Below are 14,278 nucleotides of genomic sequence, written 5' to 3' on the forward strand. Positions count from 1 at the left end.
TGTTTTTTTTTCAAGCGTATGTTTCACGTGAAACATTTAATGATTACTGCCCGACCTGTTGTTCGATCTGCCGCCAAACTACATAGGAATACACGACCGGCACCAGCGCGGAACCCAAGACCACCAGCATTATCACCGCGAAGGCCGCGTCGGGGATCAGCGCGCCCAGCAGCAGCGCGCCGCAGGCTACCTGAAACACCTTTCCGCCAAAGCGGTGCGTTTTCTCCCACACCAGGTCCGAGGATAACGTCCACGGGGTGCGGATGCCAAAGAAGTAATTGCGCCGCGCGTGCGACATCAGGCGTCCCAGCAGGAACAACATCAGCCCCACCGCCACCAGCATGACTACGTTGATGTTAATACGCCAGCCCATGTTCCAGGCCAGGCTCACAACGTGCACCACCAATAAGAACCCGTTCACTACCAGAATGGTCTGGTTGTAAATGCCGCGGAAAGATTCAACATTCTTGCGCAGCGGGTCAATCAGCGGAACGCCAAACAGCAGCGCGCTGGTAAACAGCATCATCAGCGGCATCAGAACCATGGCCGTGGTTTTGGACGAGTATCCGTCTGGCTGCCCCTGGGCATTCCAGTGGGTGATCACCGGTCCCGGCATCTGGCTGTAAACCAGCCAGCCGGAGACGAACACCAGCGCGATGATCAGCAGAGATATGATAAGGGTTGTTTTTGTTTTCATGGTTTTCTTCAATTTGATATTGGATAAAAAATTCGCAGCCTTTGCCGGTTGTTTCCTGGCGGGCGAAGGCTGCGGTTGTTGCTCAATCCGTTCTCAAGGCAGACCTGGCTCCCATCAGGCGCTGGAGGTATCTTGCGGGGCGTCAGCGCCAGCCGCCAAATCACGGCGGCTCATCCAGTCGCTCCATTCTTTTTCAAAGGCGGCGCGAATTTCTTCCAGGCTGAAGCCTTTGTAAGCCGCGTCGGCAAAGAAGCGCTGCGTCAGCCAGTCCAGCACTTCCATTTTCAGCAGTTGGGTTTCTTCCAGTTTTTCCGGCGCGAGGATATACGTGCCGCGCCCCTGCTGGGTGGAGATGATCCCGGCTTCGTCCATCAGACGGTAGGCGCGCGCCACGGTGTTAAAGTTGACGCCCAGCTCGGCCGCCAGCTGGCGCACCGTGGGCATCTGATCGCCGGGTTTGAGTTGCCCGCCCATCACCAGATTCTCAATTTGCTCCATCAACTGCACGTAAATCGGCACGCCCGATTGAAAGTCGATGTAGATTTTGTCCAGCGCGGTGTCTTTTTGCATTTCCATTTCGATTCCTGTCTGCTTACCCGTAAAATTGTCTTATTGTATCATTGTATAATTGTATCGGATTTTAATCAGCTTTTGTCTGCCTGTCAATAGCCAGATGGCCAGTCCCCAATGGTTGGATTCGCCCGGACGGAAAGCAAAACGGGAGCCGCTCGGCTCCCGTTGACCCAATCAATTTCTTCTTCCGAATATAAAACCGCCTCAACCCTGGCTGGCGTAACGCTGTTCCTTCCAGATATCGGCGTCATTGTGATAGCCCGCCTTCTCCCAGAAGCCCAACTGGTCCTGGGTCAGAAATTCCAACCCGCGCAGCCATTTGGCCCCTTTCCAGAAATAGGGCGTTTTCAGGTCGGCCCGCCCGGGGATGGCCCCCACCACCCCGCGCAGCGGATAACCGTGTTCGGGCGTGATCGGCTCGCCGTTGAAGTGCGTGGCCAGCAGAAAATTATCCTGCAGCATCACATCCAGCGGCAGGTTGGTGGTGTAACCGTGATCGGCGTGCTGCAGCACGTGCTTCGCTTCAGGTTTCAGGCGCAGCAGCCCCTCGTCGATCAGTGTGCGCAGCGCAACGCCTTCCCAGGTGGTGTCGAACTTGCTCCACTGCGTTACACAGTGAATGTCCATGTGCAGTGTGGTGCGCGGCAGGCGGTTAAATTCCTCCCAACTCAGTTCAAAGGGCTGCTCTACAGCCCCCCATATCCTTAAGGTCCAGGTCGTCAGGTCAACGGTGGGGATTGTTCCATAATGAAGCACCGGGAACTTGTTGGTCAGCGCCTGTCCGGGGGGCAGGCGGCCTTCGGCGCCCATACGTTTTTCTTCTTCTTTTCGTCGAAAAATTCCGTCCATTGTCTGCGGTCCTCCTGTTTCGATTATACCAGCCTGCCGGGCGGGGTAAAAAGCCTGTAGAGGGTTGAGGGCGAACCCCGGGGCATGCTTCTAAATCGGACAAAAATGTGATAAAATATCCAAATAAACCTGGTTTGATTCTGGTAACGAGCTTGTTTTGACCAAAATTGACGGTTACCGGCGACATCGGGTAAAATTCAATGGATAACCCTATGGATACTTTATCCTGCGAGCAACTTGAAGAGCGAATGGCCTCCTTGCACCGCGCCAGCGTGGACCTGGTCAAGGAGAGCTCTCTTGACGCATTGTTGAAGCGCATTGCCGAAGAGGCCTGCCGCCAGGCGCGCGCGCGTTATGCCGCTGTGGGTGTGCTGGGCGAGAATGGCGAGCTGGAACAGTTTGTGCCGGTGGGCATGCTGCCGGAAGACATCGCGAAAATGCCCCACCCCCCGCGCGGTCTCGGCCTGATCGGTGAGTTGATGCGTGCCGACGAGCCCATGCGCCTGCCGGACATCGGCAGCGACCCGCGCAGCGCCGGTTTCCCGAAACATCATCCGCAAATGAACAGCTTTCTGGGTGTGCCCATCCTTTACGGCGGCGAGCACCTGGGGCAGATTTACATCACCAACAAAATTGACGGCGGCGAGTTTACCGAAGCCGACGAGCAGATCATCCAGACCTTTGCCGCCTACGCCGCCACCGCCATCCGCAACGCCAAACTCTATGCCAAACTGATGGAAAACGAAGCCGATCTTACCCAGAAGAACCGCAACCTGGCGTTAATCAACGACCTGGCCGCGGCGCTGGCTTCTTCCACCGATATTGATCAAATTCTGGAGCGTTCCATTCATCAGGTGCTTGAAAGCCTGCAACTCGAAGTGGGCGAGGTTTATCTCATCCAGGGCGACAGCAAGCGCCTCAGCCTGGTGCACCACCAGGGCAGCCCGGTGCGCAAGCTCTGGTCGCAGCCGCAGTTCCGCATGGGCGAGGGAGCGGTGGGCCAGGCCGCCGAAAGCGGCGCGCCGATGCATATTCACATCCCCGGCAGCGACACGCGCAAGCTCGATTACTCGGTGACCGAGCATCACCTCACTCAGATTGTCTGCTTCCCGCTCAACGGACGCCAGGGCGTGCAGGGCGTGCTGTGTGTGGGAACCCAACGCCCGCGCCCCATCGATGAGACTGAAAAGCAGTTCATTGAAGCCATCTCTTCCTGGGTGGGCACCGCGCTCGAAAATGTGCACCTCAGCCTGCAGCAGCGCCGCCTGGCCGTGCTTGAAGAGCGCGAGCGCATCGGCATGGACTTGCACGACGGTGTGATTCAGTCTATTTATGCCGTGGGATTAATTCTGGAGCATGCCCGCCTGTTGATGCGTGAAGACCCCGACAAAGCCTACAACCGCATTGTGCAGGCAATCGACTCCCTGAACAGCACTATTCGCGACATTCGCGCCTACATTTTAGACCTGCGCCCGCACCAACTGCACGATGAAAACCTGCTGCAGGGCATCCGCCGCCTGGTGAGCGAATTCCGCGCCAACACCCTGGTGGAAGTCTCGTTGCAGGGCCCCGCCGACGGCCTGGCCGATCTGCCGGACGCCCCGGCGCTGGCGCTTTTCCATATCTGTCAGGAGTCGCTGGCCAACGCGGCCAAGCACGCCCGCGCCCACCACGTTTATGTTAACCTGTGGCGCACCGTTGACCGCGCCCTGCTGGAAGTGCGCGACGACGGGCGCGGTTTTGAACCCGACGAAGTGCGCCTGGCGCTGGGCCACGGTCTGCCCAACATGCAGACCCGCGCGCGCAACGTGGGCGGCGACGTGGACATTTCCTCAGAGCCGGGTGAAGGCACCACTGTGCTGGCCTGGGTGCCGCATTCCAACGAAAGCTGACCAAATTCATGGGCGAACAACATTCTCAAAAAGCCGCTCTGCGCGGCGAGCCTTCTTATGTGTGGCGCGCCGGGCAGGAACGCCGCCTGACGATGATTCTCGACGCCGCCGGTGAGCGCGCTCAGGGCCGCGTGCTGGAAAACGGCTGCGGTGTGGGCGCGTACCTCAGGCGCCTCGCCGAGCGCGCCAGCCTGGCCGCCGGCCTGGAAGTGGAGTTTGAGCGCGCGAAGGAAGCGCGCGCCCTGGGGCTGAACACGCTGTGCGCCGTTGGTGAGACGCTGCCCTTCGCCGCCGAAGAATTTGACCTGGTGCTCAGCCATGAAGTGATTGAGCATGTCAACGACGACCGGCAGGTGATCCGCGAAATTGTGCGCGTGCTCAAGCCTGGCGGGCGGCTCACGCTCTTTTGCCCCAACCGAGGCTATCCCTTTGAGACGCACGGTATCTACTGGCGCGGGCGTTACCATTTTGGGAACATTCCCCTGGTCAATTATCTACCGCGCGCCTGGCGCGACCGGCTGGCCCCGCATGTCAACGTCTACACCACGCGCGACCTGCAAGCCCTGTTTGCCGGCCTGCCGGTGAAGGTGGTACAGCGCACGGTGATCTTTGGTGCGTACGACAACATCATCGCCCGCCGCCCCGCGTTGGGCAAAGCCCTGCGCGCCGTGCTGCAGTTTCTGGAAAAGACACCCCTCAAACATCTGGGGCTGTCGCATTTCTGGGTGGTCGAAAAGACGGCCTGACCCAACCCCGGCAGGGTTGTTGTATTCTACGAAAGAACATTTCTCTTGTAGGGCGGCGTTGAGGGCGGAATGTCTGTTTTGTGTCAAAACCATTTTGTCCCCGCCCGAAACCCGCCATTGGCTTTTGTTGGTGGGATTCGGGCGGGTAGCTATGCGGGTTTACCATTGATCAGTTCGACCCGCCCTGCTCCCACCCTACCGAAGATTGCGATTCTCTTGTAGGGCGGTGTTGAGGGCGGACGGTCTTTCTTGAGGCAGAGTCATTTTGTCCCCGCCCGAAACCCGCCGGTGATAAACCCATTGGTGGGTTTCAGGCGGGCCAGTACGCCGGTTTACCTTTGAAGCAGTTTTCCCGCCTTCCACCCACCCTACCCGCGATGGTGATTGATGTTGTAAGCCCGCCTTCACGAAGGCGGTGCGGTGCCGCTGCACCCTACGGAAGAACCGGACCTTACGGAAGAACGCACCCACCAACAAATCATCCCCAGCCTGTGGAACTCTTGATATAATAATTCTCATGAGCCTGACCCAATCTGAAGTCGAACACATTGCCGAGCTGGCCCGATTGGACCTGACCGCGGAAGAACTCGAATCCTTCCGCCAGCAGCTTTCCGATATTCTGGAATATGCCGCCCGCCTGCAGTCGGTGGATACCAGCGGAATCCCGCCCACATCCAGCGTGCTGCCTCCGCGCAGCGTTCTGCGCCCGGATGTTGCCGAGCAGGGACTGAGCGCGGACGACGTTTTGCGTAACGCTGCCCAGACCGAGAATCACCAATTCCGCGTGCCGCCGGTGCTGGAGTAGCCCATGAAAGCCGAAAACGTTATGTCGGTCCGCGCCACCCTCGACGCTCTGCGCCAGGGGGACATCACCAGCTACGATCTGACCAAAGCCTGTCTCCAGCGACTGGAGGCCCTGAATGGTTGCCTGCACGCCTTCCTCACCCCCACCCCCGAGCTGGCGCTGCGCCAGGCTGATGAGGCCGACCGCAAATACGCCGCCTGGCGGCAGGACCCTTCCATCGAACTACCCCCGTTGCTGGGTCTGCCGATGGCGATTAAGGATGTGCTGGCGCAGTCGGGGGTGCGCTGCACCTGCGGCTCTAAAATCTTAGAGAATTTTATCCCGCCCTACACAGCCACTTCGGTGGAACGCCTGTTGAGGGCGGGCGTGGTTACGGTGGGCAAAACCAACACCGATGAGTTTGCGATGGGCTCGTCCACCGAGAACTCGGCCTACGGCCCCACCCACAACCCCTGGAACCTGGAGTGCGTCCCCGGCGGATCTTCGGGTGGCAGCGCCGCGGCGGTGGCCGCGCGCATTGTCCCCGCCGCCCTGGGCACCGATACCGGCGGCAGCGTGCGACAGCCGGCCGCTTTTTGCGGGGTAACCGGCCTGAAAACCACCTATGGGCGCGTCTCGCGCTATGGGTTGGTGGCTTATGGCTCTTCGCTCGATACGGTGGGCGTGCTGGCGCAGAGCGCTGAAGACGCCGCGCTCATTCTGCCGCACATCGCCGGCCGCGACCCGCGCGACGCCACCTCAATGGATTTGCCCGTTCCTTCTGTTCGATTGGACCAGGCCAGCGTCCAGGGCCTGCGTGTGGGCGTGCCGAAAGAATATTTTATAGATGGCATTCAACCCGAAGTGGAACAGGGCGTGCGCGCCGCCATTGAGGCCTACCGCCAGATGGGCGCGCAGATCGTTGAGATCAGCCTGCCCAACACCGCCTACGCCTTGCCGGTTTATTACCTCATCGCTCCCGCCGAGGCTTCGGCCAACCTGGCGCGCTACGACGGCATCCGTTTTGGCCCGCGCGAGGAAGGCGAGCGCATGTGGGAGATGTTCTTCAACACGCGCGGCAAGCGCTTTGGCGCCGAGGTCAAGCGCCGCATCATGCTGGGCACCTACGCCCTCTCCGCCGGTTATTACGACGCCTACTACGGCCAGGCACAGAAGGTACGCACCCTCATCAAGCATGATTTTGAAAGCGCCTTCAACGAAGTGGATGTAATCGCCGCCCCGGTGGCGCCCACCACCGCCTTCCGCATCGGGCAGCACAGCGGTTCGCCGCTGGAAATGTACCTTGAAGATATTTTCACCCTGCCGGCCAACCTGGCCGGTGTGCCGGGGATTGCCTTCCCGGTCGGGTTTGACAGCCAGGGGCTGCCGGTCAGCATGCAGTTGATGGGGCCGCACTTCCGCGAAGACGCGCTGCTGCGCGCGGCGCATGCCTACCAGCAGGCCACCGACTGGCATTTACAAATCCCAGAAGGTTTGGATAGAAAGGACAATCAATGACAGGCGTTTTTCCTGAATCGACTGAAGCGTTAATGAAATGGGAGTGGAGCGATTTTGCCCCGCATTATCAGGCGCTGATCGAAACCCAACTCTCCAGCGAGAACCTGCAAAGCTGGCTGGCCGGTTGGTCGCGCATCAGCGAGCACCTTGACGAGCTGTATAACCGCCTCTATGTGGCGCATTCCGCTTACACCGCCGACCACGAGGCCGAAGCGCGTTTTGATCACTTTATGGATACCATTTTCCCGCCGGCCATGTCGGCCGAGCAGGCGCTCAAAGAAAAGCTGGTGCAAAGCGGCCTGGAACCCGCAGGGTTTGAAATTCCGCTGCGCAATATGCGCTCCGAAGCCGAACTGTTCCGCAAAGAGAACCTGCCGCTGCAGGCCAGAGAGCAAAAGCTGTGCAACGAGTACGAGAAAATCCTCGGCGCGCAGACGGTGGAGTGGAACGGCCAGGAGTTAACCCTGCTCAAGCTGCTCACCGAAACCCAAAGCGCCCCGCGCGATGTGCGCGAGAAGGCCTGGCGCATGGGCGCCGAAGTGGCGCTGCGCGACCGCGAAAAAACCAACCAGAAGTGGGTGGAACTGCTTGATCTGCGCCTGCAAATGGCCGCCAATGCCGGCAAGCCCGGTTACCGCGACTACCGCTGGCAGCAGTTCAACCGCTTTGACTACACACCGGCGGACTGCAAGCGTTTTCACAAGGCGATTGAAGAAGTGGTTGTGCCGGCTTCCAAACGTGTGTACGAGCGCCACCGCCAGAAGATGGGCGTGGAGAGCATTCGCCCCTGGGACATCACCCGTGATCCGCTCGGCCGTCTGCCGATTGCTGAACCGCCCCTCAAACCCTTTGCCACCATCGAAGAGCTGAAAGAAAAGGCTTCGGCGGTCTTCCATCATGTCGATCCGCAGTTAGGAGAATATTTCGACACCATGGCGCGCGAGGGCTTTTTAGACCTGGCCAATCGCAAGAACAAGGCCTCTGGCGCGTACTGCACCACCTACGCCGTCAGCAAGCGTCCGTTTATTTTTGCCAACGCCATTGGCACGCACAACGACGTACAGACCACTCTGCATGAGAGCGGGCACGCCTTCCACGCCTTTGAATCCTTCCATCTGCCCTACCTGCCGCAGACGCAAACCCCGCTGGAGTTTGCCGAGGTGGCCTCGATGGGCATGGAACTGCTGGCCACGCCTTACCTCACCAAAGACCAGGGCGGCTTTTACACCCCCCAAGAAGCCGCGCGCGCCATTGTGGAGCATCTGGATGATGGCCTGGTCTTCTGGCCGTATATGGCCACCATTGACGCTTTCCAGCATTGGGTCTACGAGAACCCCGAAAAGGCCAAAGATCCGGCCAATTGCGACGCCGCCTGGACAGAACAATGGCAGCGCTTTATCCCCGCCGAAGATTGGAGCGGGTTGGAAGACGTGTTGGCCTGCGGCTGGCACCGCAAGCACCACATCTTTACCCTGCCCTTCTACTATATTGAGTACGGCCTGGCCCAGCTCGGCGCGGTGCAGGTGTGGGCCAACGCCCTCAAAGATCAGGCTTCGGCGCTGGAAAATTACCGCAAGGCGCTGCGCCTGGGCGGCACGGCCAGCCTGCCCAAATTGTACGAAGCGGCTGGCGCGCGGCTGGCTTTCGACGCTGAAACGCTTAAACGCGCGGTGGACCTGATCGAAGAACAAACCGACAAGCTGCTCACGCAAATCGGATAACCGCGAAGTAGACTGTATTGAGAGCCACCATCGCGCGATTGCCTGCCAGATGGTGGCTCTTTGCTCATACCGGCCGAATCAGCCGCTGCGCCTCGCTGATCTGGTAAGCACTTTGCAAGTTGGAATCTGGCGTAGTAATGTTACAATAAATGGCAGCAAATACTCGAATGGGGAGAATTGCATGACCAAGACAATTAAAATCGCTGTGCCGATGGCTGGTTTTGGAACCCGGATGCGCCCGCATACCTGGAGCAAGCCCAAACCCTTGGTGCCGATTGCCGGCCGCACGGTGCTGGACTATGCCCTGGATCAATTCAAGAGCCTGCCCGTGGATTGGGACGTGGAATATATTTTCATCACCGGCGAGCAGGGCAAAGCGCCCATCCAGAAGCATATGGAGAAGTTCCACCCCGAGAAAAAGGTGCAGTACCTCATCCAGGCTGTGATGCGCGGGCAGTCTGACGCGCTCTACCTGGCGCGTGATTACCTCAAAGGCCCCACGCTGATGGCCTTTTCAGATACGCTCATCGAAACCGACCTGTCTTTTTTGGCAGCTGAAAATGCCGACGGCCTGGCCTGGGTTAAACCCGTGCCCGATCCGCGCCGCTTTGGTGTGGCGCAGGTCACCCCCGAAGGCCGCGTAACCCGCCTGATTGAAAAACCGCAGGATATCAGCAACAATCTGGTGATTGTGGGGTTCTATTACTTCAAGAACGGCGAAGACCTGATCGACGCGATTGAAGAGCAGATGCGCCGCGGCACCACCCTGAAGGGCGAGTATTTTTTGGCCGACGCGGTCAATATTCTGCTCGAGCGCGGGCAGATCTTCCGTACGGTGCCGGTGGAAATCTGGCTGGACGCGGGCATTCCCGAAACCACCTTGGAGACCAACGGCTACCTGCTTCATCACGGCTGCGACAACAGCCAGCGTTACGCCGGCCAGGATGGACTGGTAGTGGTTCCGCCTGTCTATATTGACCCCAGCGCCGAAGTCAGCCATGCTGTGATTGGCCCAAATGTGTCAATTGGCGCGAACTGCAAGGTCAGCGAAGCCGTGATTCGTAACTCGATCATCGGTGACGAATCCACCATTGACCAGATGATTCTGACTGACAGCCTGATCGGTGACCGTGTGATCCTCACCGGCCAGCCCGATCGCTTGAATGTGGGAGATAATTCACAGATTACCCGGTGAGCGATTCGGTAGAGTGTTACGCTGGGGCCTCCTATCCGCAGCGGCCGCTGGCTGTGCGGGTGGGAGAAGAACGGCTGGAAGTGCTGGAAATTTTGCGTGAATACCGCCTTCCCGGCGGAAAAGGTTTCCGTGTTCGCGTACAGGGCGACCGGATTTATGAGTTACAGTACCAGGAATACCGCGATGAGTGGCTGGTTATTCCTGTCTAGTTGATTGTTCAGGAGGTAAACCTATCCGATGAGTGCCGCGCCCAGCAAACCGCAAACATCCACCCACAGCCCGAGGAGCTATCTTTCCAACCGGGTTACCAGCCTTAAGCCGTCTGGCATCCGCAAGTTCTTTGATATTGTGTCCACCATGGACAATGTCATCTCGCTTGGTATTGGCGAGCCTGATTTCACCACCCCCGACCCGATCCTTGAGGCGGGTGTTCGCTCGCTGCGCAAGGGAGAGACGCATTACACTTCGAATCACGGTCTCATTGAACTGCGTCGCGCCATTGCCAGCCATCTTAAAAAGCTCTACGGTGTGGAGTATGATCCCCAGCGGGAAATTATTGTAACCGTGGGCGGGTCTGAGGCGCTGTATCTCACCGCTACCGGCCTGCTCAACCCCGGCGATGAGATGATTATCCCCACGCCTTGCTTTGTGGCCTACCAGGCCGAAGCGCACATGGCCGGGGGCGTGCCGGTGGAAGTGCCCAGTACGATGGAGAACAACTTTGCCCTCGACCCGGCCGCTGTGCGCGCCGCTGTGACCCCGCGCTCGCGCGCCATTCTGCTGGGCTATCCCAATAACCCGACCGGCGCGGTGGCCCCCCGCGAAGCGCTCACAGAAGTGATCGAGATCGCGGAAGAGCATGACCTGATTGTGGTTTCAGATGAAATTTATGACCGTCTGGTTTATGGCGATCATCAGCACGTTTGCGTTCCCACCCTGCCGGGCGCGTACCACCGCACCCTGCTGCTGGGCGGGTTTTCCAAAGACTACGCCATGACCGGCTGGCGCATTGGTTTTATCGCCGGCCCGCCGGATATTATTGAAGGCCTGGTGCGCCTGCACCAGTACACCATCATGTCGGCTCCCACCACTGCCCAGTCGGCCGCCATCACCGCCCTGCAAGAAGGCGAGCCGTTTGTAAAGCAAATGGTGGGCGAGTATGACCGCCGCCGCCGGCTGATGGTGGAAAAATTCAATGCCATGGGGCTGCCCACCTTTGAGCCGAAAGGCGCGTTTTACACTTTCCCGAAGGTCAGCGTAACTGGCATGACCGACGAAGAATTTTCGGAGAAGCTGCTTCACGAGGAGCGCGTTGCTGTGGTGCCGGGATCGGCCTTCGGCGCGGGCGGCGAAGGGTTTGTGCGCGCCTGTTACGCCACCGCCTACGACCAGATTGAAGAGGCCCTGGAACGCATCGCCCGGTTTGTTGAGCGACACGCCAGGTAACCTTATGTAAGGGTGGTGCGATTCGCCCTCTTCTGTAGGGGCGGACGGCTGTCCGCCCGAAGATTCAACGGTGGGTTTCGGGCGGTGATGAAATCATCATGACTCAAAAAGGATCGGCCGCCCTCCACACCACCCTACCAGAGCACCGGCGTAGAGCAGAAAAGTAGGGTGGGTGCAGGGGCGCGAGAATGTTGGTGTTTCGGCAAGCTAGCCGCCCCGAAACCCACCATTATCACGTTTGGATTCAACGGTGGGTTTCGGGCGGTGATGAAATCATCATGACTCAAAAAGGATCGGCCGCCTCCACACCACCCTACCAGAGCACCGGCGTAGAGCAGAAAAGTAGGGTGGGTGCAGGGGCGCGAGAATGTTGGTGCTTCGGCAAGCTAGCCGCCCCGAAACCCACCATTATCACGTTTGGATTTAACGGCAGAAAGGGAATAGAGTCGCCCTCTTCTGTAGGGGCGGACGGCTGTCCGCCCAAAAAGCGGGTGCGGCCCCCAACCGCTTGTGGTAAAATGGACGAAATTTTAATCTCACCTTGATCCCACCGCTGAACCTCCCGGAAAAGTGAACTGAATGAAATACGAAGCCGTCATTGGCCTGGAAGTGCATGCCGAACTGGCCACCAACTCAAAAATGTTCTGCTCCTGCCCGGTGGTAGACCCCACCCGCGCCGCCCCCAACACCGCGGTTTGCCCGGTCTGCTGCGGGCTGCCGGGCGTGCTGCCTGTGGTCAACGAAAAAGCCGTGGAATACGCTGTGCGGGTTGGCCTGGCGCTGGAATGTGAAATCGCGCCGATGAGTCTCTTCGCGCGCAAGAATTACTTCTACCCCGATCTGCCCAAGGGCTATCAGATCAGCCAGTACGAATATCCCATCTGCAAAGACGGCCGCCTGACGATTTACACCTCGCAGGGTGAAAAGGTCATTCGCATCACCCGCGCTCACCTGGAAGAAGACACCGGCAAGCTCACCCATGTGGAACAGGAAGACGGGGCCTATTCCCTGATCGATCTCAACCGCGCCGGCGTGCCCCTGCTGGAGATTGTTACTGAACCCGACCTGCGCAGCGTGGAAGAAGTGCGCGCCTACGCCCAGGAACTGCGCGCCATTTTGCGCTACCTGGGGGTCAACACCGGCGACATGGAAAAGGGCGTCATCCGTTTTGAGGCCAATGTCTCGGTGCGACCGGAAGGCAGCCAGGAACTCAACACCCGCGTTGAGATCAAGAACCTTAACTCCTTCCGCGCTTTAGAGCGCGCCACCGCCTACCAGATTGAGCAGCAGATCGCCATGATGGAGCGCGGCGAGCCGGTGCGCCTGGAAACTCTGGGCTGGGACGAGACCAATGAGGTTACCTTCTCGCAGCGCAGCAAAGAAGAAGCCCACGATTACCGCTACTTCCCCGAGCCTGACCTGCCGCCCCTGGTGGTGGACGCGGCCTGGATCGAAGCTATCGCCTCTACCCTGCCCGAGCTGCCGCGCGCCAAGGCCCATCGCTTTATCCGCTCTTACGGTGTGGCCGAAGCCATTGCCGAGCAGTTGATTTCTGAGCAGGCGGTGGCCAACTATTTTGAAGAGGTGCTGCGCGCCAACCCCGATCTGGACCCCCAGACGGTGGGTGTATGGATCACCGGCGAGCTGTTTGGCTGGCTTAACCAGAGCGGTGAAACCATCCAGACCATTAAGGTTACCCCGGCCGGGCTGGCCGCCCTGCTGCAAGACGTGAAAAACGCGCGCGTGAACGCCAACACTGCCAAAAGCGTGCTGGTTGAAATGCTGCGCAGCGGCCGCCAGGCAGACGACATCATCCGCAATCAGGGTCTTGAGCAGATCTCGGACGCGCAGACCATTGCGCGCCTGGTGCGCCAGACCCTGGAAACCAACCCCAAAGAGCTGGAATCGTACTTCAACGGCAAAGAGACCCTTGCGCAGTGGTTCTTTGGCCAGGTGATGCGCTCCGCGCGCGGCAAGGCCAACCCCCAGGTGGTGCGCGAAGAGCTTGAAAAACAGCTACAGGAACGCAAATCTCAGCGATAGTGGGACATACGTGATCTTCTTCACGATCTGCGCGTGACAATGCATCCGCGCAGCGGTATTTTTATTTGTCAGACATTGATACATATCACCAGAATAAGAGAATTCTGTCATCTTGACGCCCCCGCCCGATTTTGCTACTCTTAAGGCAGATTAACGTGGTGGAGGAGCTGTGCTGATCCTTTGCTATATTTCAGGAAACATAAGGTGATTTCCAAGCGGACACAACCGGTGTGTCCGCTTATTTATCGCCTGTGCCTGAGGAGCGCGCCTTCAACCGGAAATGCAGTCGATCAAACCTTTGGAAATCGTGAATAGGAGACCTACTCGATGACGGCTTCTGTAACGAATGCGTTTGAAATGGCTCAAGCACAATTTGACCATGTGGCCGAGCTGCTGGCCCTAGACCCGCAGGTGCGCGAATTTCTGCGCTGGCCGCTGCGCGAATACCACTTTCGCATCCCCGTGCGCATGGATGACGGCAGCATTCGCTTGTTTGAGGGCTTCCGCGTGCAGCACAACGACTCGCGCGGCCCCAACAAGGGCGGCATCCGCTTCCACCCCGCCGAAACCGCCGACACCGTGCGCGCCCTGGCCATGTGGATGACCTGGAAATGCGCCGTGGTCGATATTCCCCTCGGCGGCGGCAAGGGCGGCGTGATCGTTGACCCGGCCACCCTCTCGCTCGGCGAGAAAGAGCGCCTGGTGCGCGGCTGGGTGCAGCAAATGTGGAAGAACATCGGCCCGCGCCAAGACGTGCCCGCCCCCGACGTGGGCACCACCCCGCAGATGATGGGCTGGATGATGGACGAATACT

General features: G+C 59.1%; 13 protein-coding genes. 10 read left to right on the top strand and 3 right to left on the bottom strand.

Annotated features, from left to right (window positions below):
* Positions 1-43 precede the first annotated feature (43 nt).
* The 3 genes from ADN00_RS01740 to ADN00_RS01750 all read right to left on the bottom strand — a co-directional run bounded on the left by ADN00_RS01740 (position 44) and on the right by ADN00_RS01750 (position 2,119).
* Positions 44-697: an SdpI family protein gene (locus ADN00_RS01740; protein ID WP_075061233.1), complete on the bottom strand. Its 654-nt coding sequence runs from the start codon at positions 695-697 to the stop codon at positions 44-46.
* Between the two features lie 114 nt (positions 698-811).
* Positions 812-1,273 carry a GntR family transcriptional regulator gene (locus ADN00_RS01745; protein WP_082389794.1) on the bottom strand — a complete coding sequence of 154 codons (462 nt, stop codon included), beginning with the start codon at positions 1,271-1,273 and terminating at the stop codon, positions 812-814.
* A gap of 201 nt (positions 1,274-1,474) precedes the next feature.
* Positions 1,475-2,119 carry a sulfite oxidase-like oxidoreductase gene (locus ADN00_RS01750; protein ID WP_075061234.1) on the bottom strand — a complete coding sequence of 215 codons (645 nt, stop codon included), beginning with the start codon at positions 2,117-2,119 and terminating at the stop codon, positions 1,475-1,477.
* Positions 2,120-2,331: 212 nt separating this feature from the next.
* On the opposite strand from ADN00_RS01750, the gene ADN00_RS01755 reads away from it, so the two are divergent.
* The 10 genes from ADN00_RS01755 to ADN00_RS01800 all read left to right on the top strand — a co-directional run.
* Positions 2,332-4,011, top strand: a complete 1,680-nt coding sequence (locus ADN00_RS01755; RefSeq protein ID WP_075061235.1) for a sensor histidine kinase — start codon at positions 2,332-2,334, stop codon at positions 4,009-4,011.
* Positions 4,012-4,019: 8 nt separating this feature from the next.
* The gene (locus ADN00_RS01760; protein WP_075061236.1) at positions 4,020-4,757 is read left to right on the top strand and encodes a class I SAM-dependent methyltransferase; all 738 of its coding nucleotides are present in this window, start codon (positions 4,020-4,022) and stop codon (positions 4,755-4,757) included.
* 517 nt (positions 4,758-5,274) lie between these two features.
* Entirely contained in the window at positions 5,275-5,562 is a 288-nt protein-coding gene (gene gatC, locus ADN00_RS01765; RefSeq protein WP_075061237.1) for an Asp-tRNA(Asn)/Glu-tRNA(Gln) amidotransferase subunit GatC, read from the top strand.
* Between the two features lie 3 nt (positions 5,563-5,565).
* The gene (gatA, locus tag ADN00_RS01770; RefSeq protein ID WP_075061238.1) at positions 5,566-7,059 is read left to right on the top strand and encodes an Asp-tRNA(Asn)/Glu-tRNA(Gln) amidotransferase subunit GatA; all 1,494 of its coding nucleotides are present in this window, start codon (positions 5,566-5,568) and stop codon (positions 7,057-7,059) included.
* Positions 7,056-8,780 carry a M3 family oligoendopeptidase gene (locus ADN00_RS01775; RefSeq protein ID WP_075061239.1) on the top strand — a complete coding sequence of 575 codons (1,725 nt, stop codon included), beginning with the start codon at positions 7,056-7,058 and terminating at the stop codon, positions 8,778-8,780. Before gatA ends, ADN00_RS01775 begins: the two co-directional genes overlap by 4 nt.
* Before the next feature lie 181 nt (positions 8,781-8,961).
* Positions 8,962-9,975: a sugar phosphate nucleotidyltransferase gene (locus ADN00_RS01780; RefSeq protein WP_160317451.1), complete on the top strand. Its 1,014-nt coding sequence runs from the start codon at positions 8,962-8,964 to the stop codon at positions 9,973-9,975.
* The gene (locus ADN00_RS01785; RefSeq protein WP_075061240.1) at positions 9,972-10,184 is read left to right on the top strand and encodes a hypothetical protein; all 213 of its coding nucleotides are present in this window, start codon (positions 9,972-9,974) and stop codon (positions 10,182-10,184) included. The genes ADN00_RS01780 and ADN00_RS01785 overlap by 4 nt, the downstream gene beginning before the upstream one ends.
* Before the next feature lie 28 nt (positions 10,185-10,212).
* On the top strand, positions 10,213-11,421 hold the full coding sequence (locus ADN00_RS01790) for a pyridoxal phosphate-dependent aminotransferase (RefSeq protein WP_075061241.1): 1,209 nt from the start codon (positions 10,213-10,215) through the stop codon (positions 11,419-11,421).
* A gap of 579 nt (positions 11,422-12,000) precedes the next feature.
* Positions 12,001-13,464: an Asp-tRNA(Asn)/Glu-tRNA(Gln) amidotransferase subunit GatB gene (gatB, locus tag ADN00_RS01795; protein ID WP_075061242.1), complete on the top strand. Its 1,464-nt coding sequence runs from the start codon at positions 12,001-12,003 to the stop codon at positions 13,462-13,464.
* A 327-nt stretch (positions 13,465-13,791) separates the two neighbouring features.
* The coding region (locus ADN00_RS01800; protein WP_330218342.1) for a Glu/Leu/Phe/Val family dehydrogenase at positions 13,792-14,278 on the top strand (487 nt) is incomplete at its 3' end.

The organism is Ornatilinea apprima, from assembly GCF_001306115.1.
In the GTDB taxonomy this organism is placed as follows: domain Bacteria; phylum Chloroflexota; class Anaerolineae; order Anaerolineales; family Anaerolineaceae; genus Ornatilinea; species Ornatilinea apprima.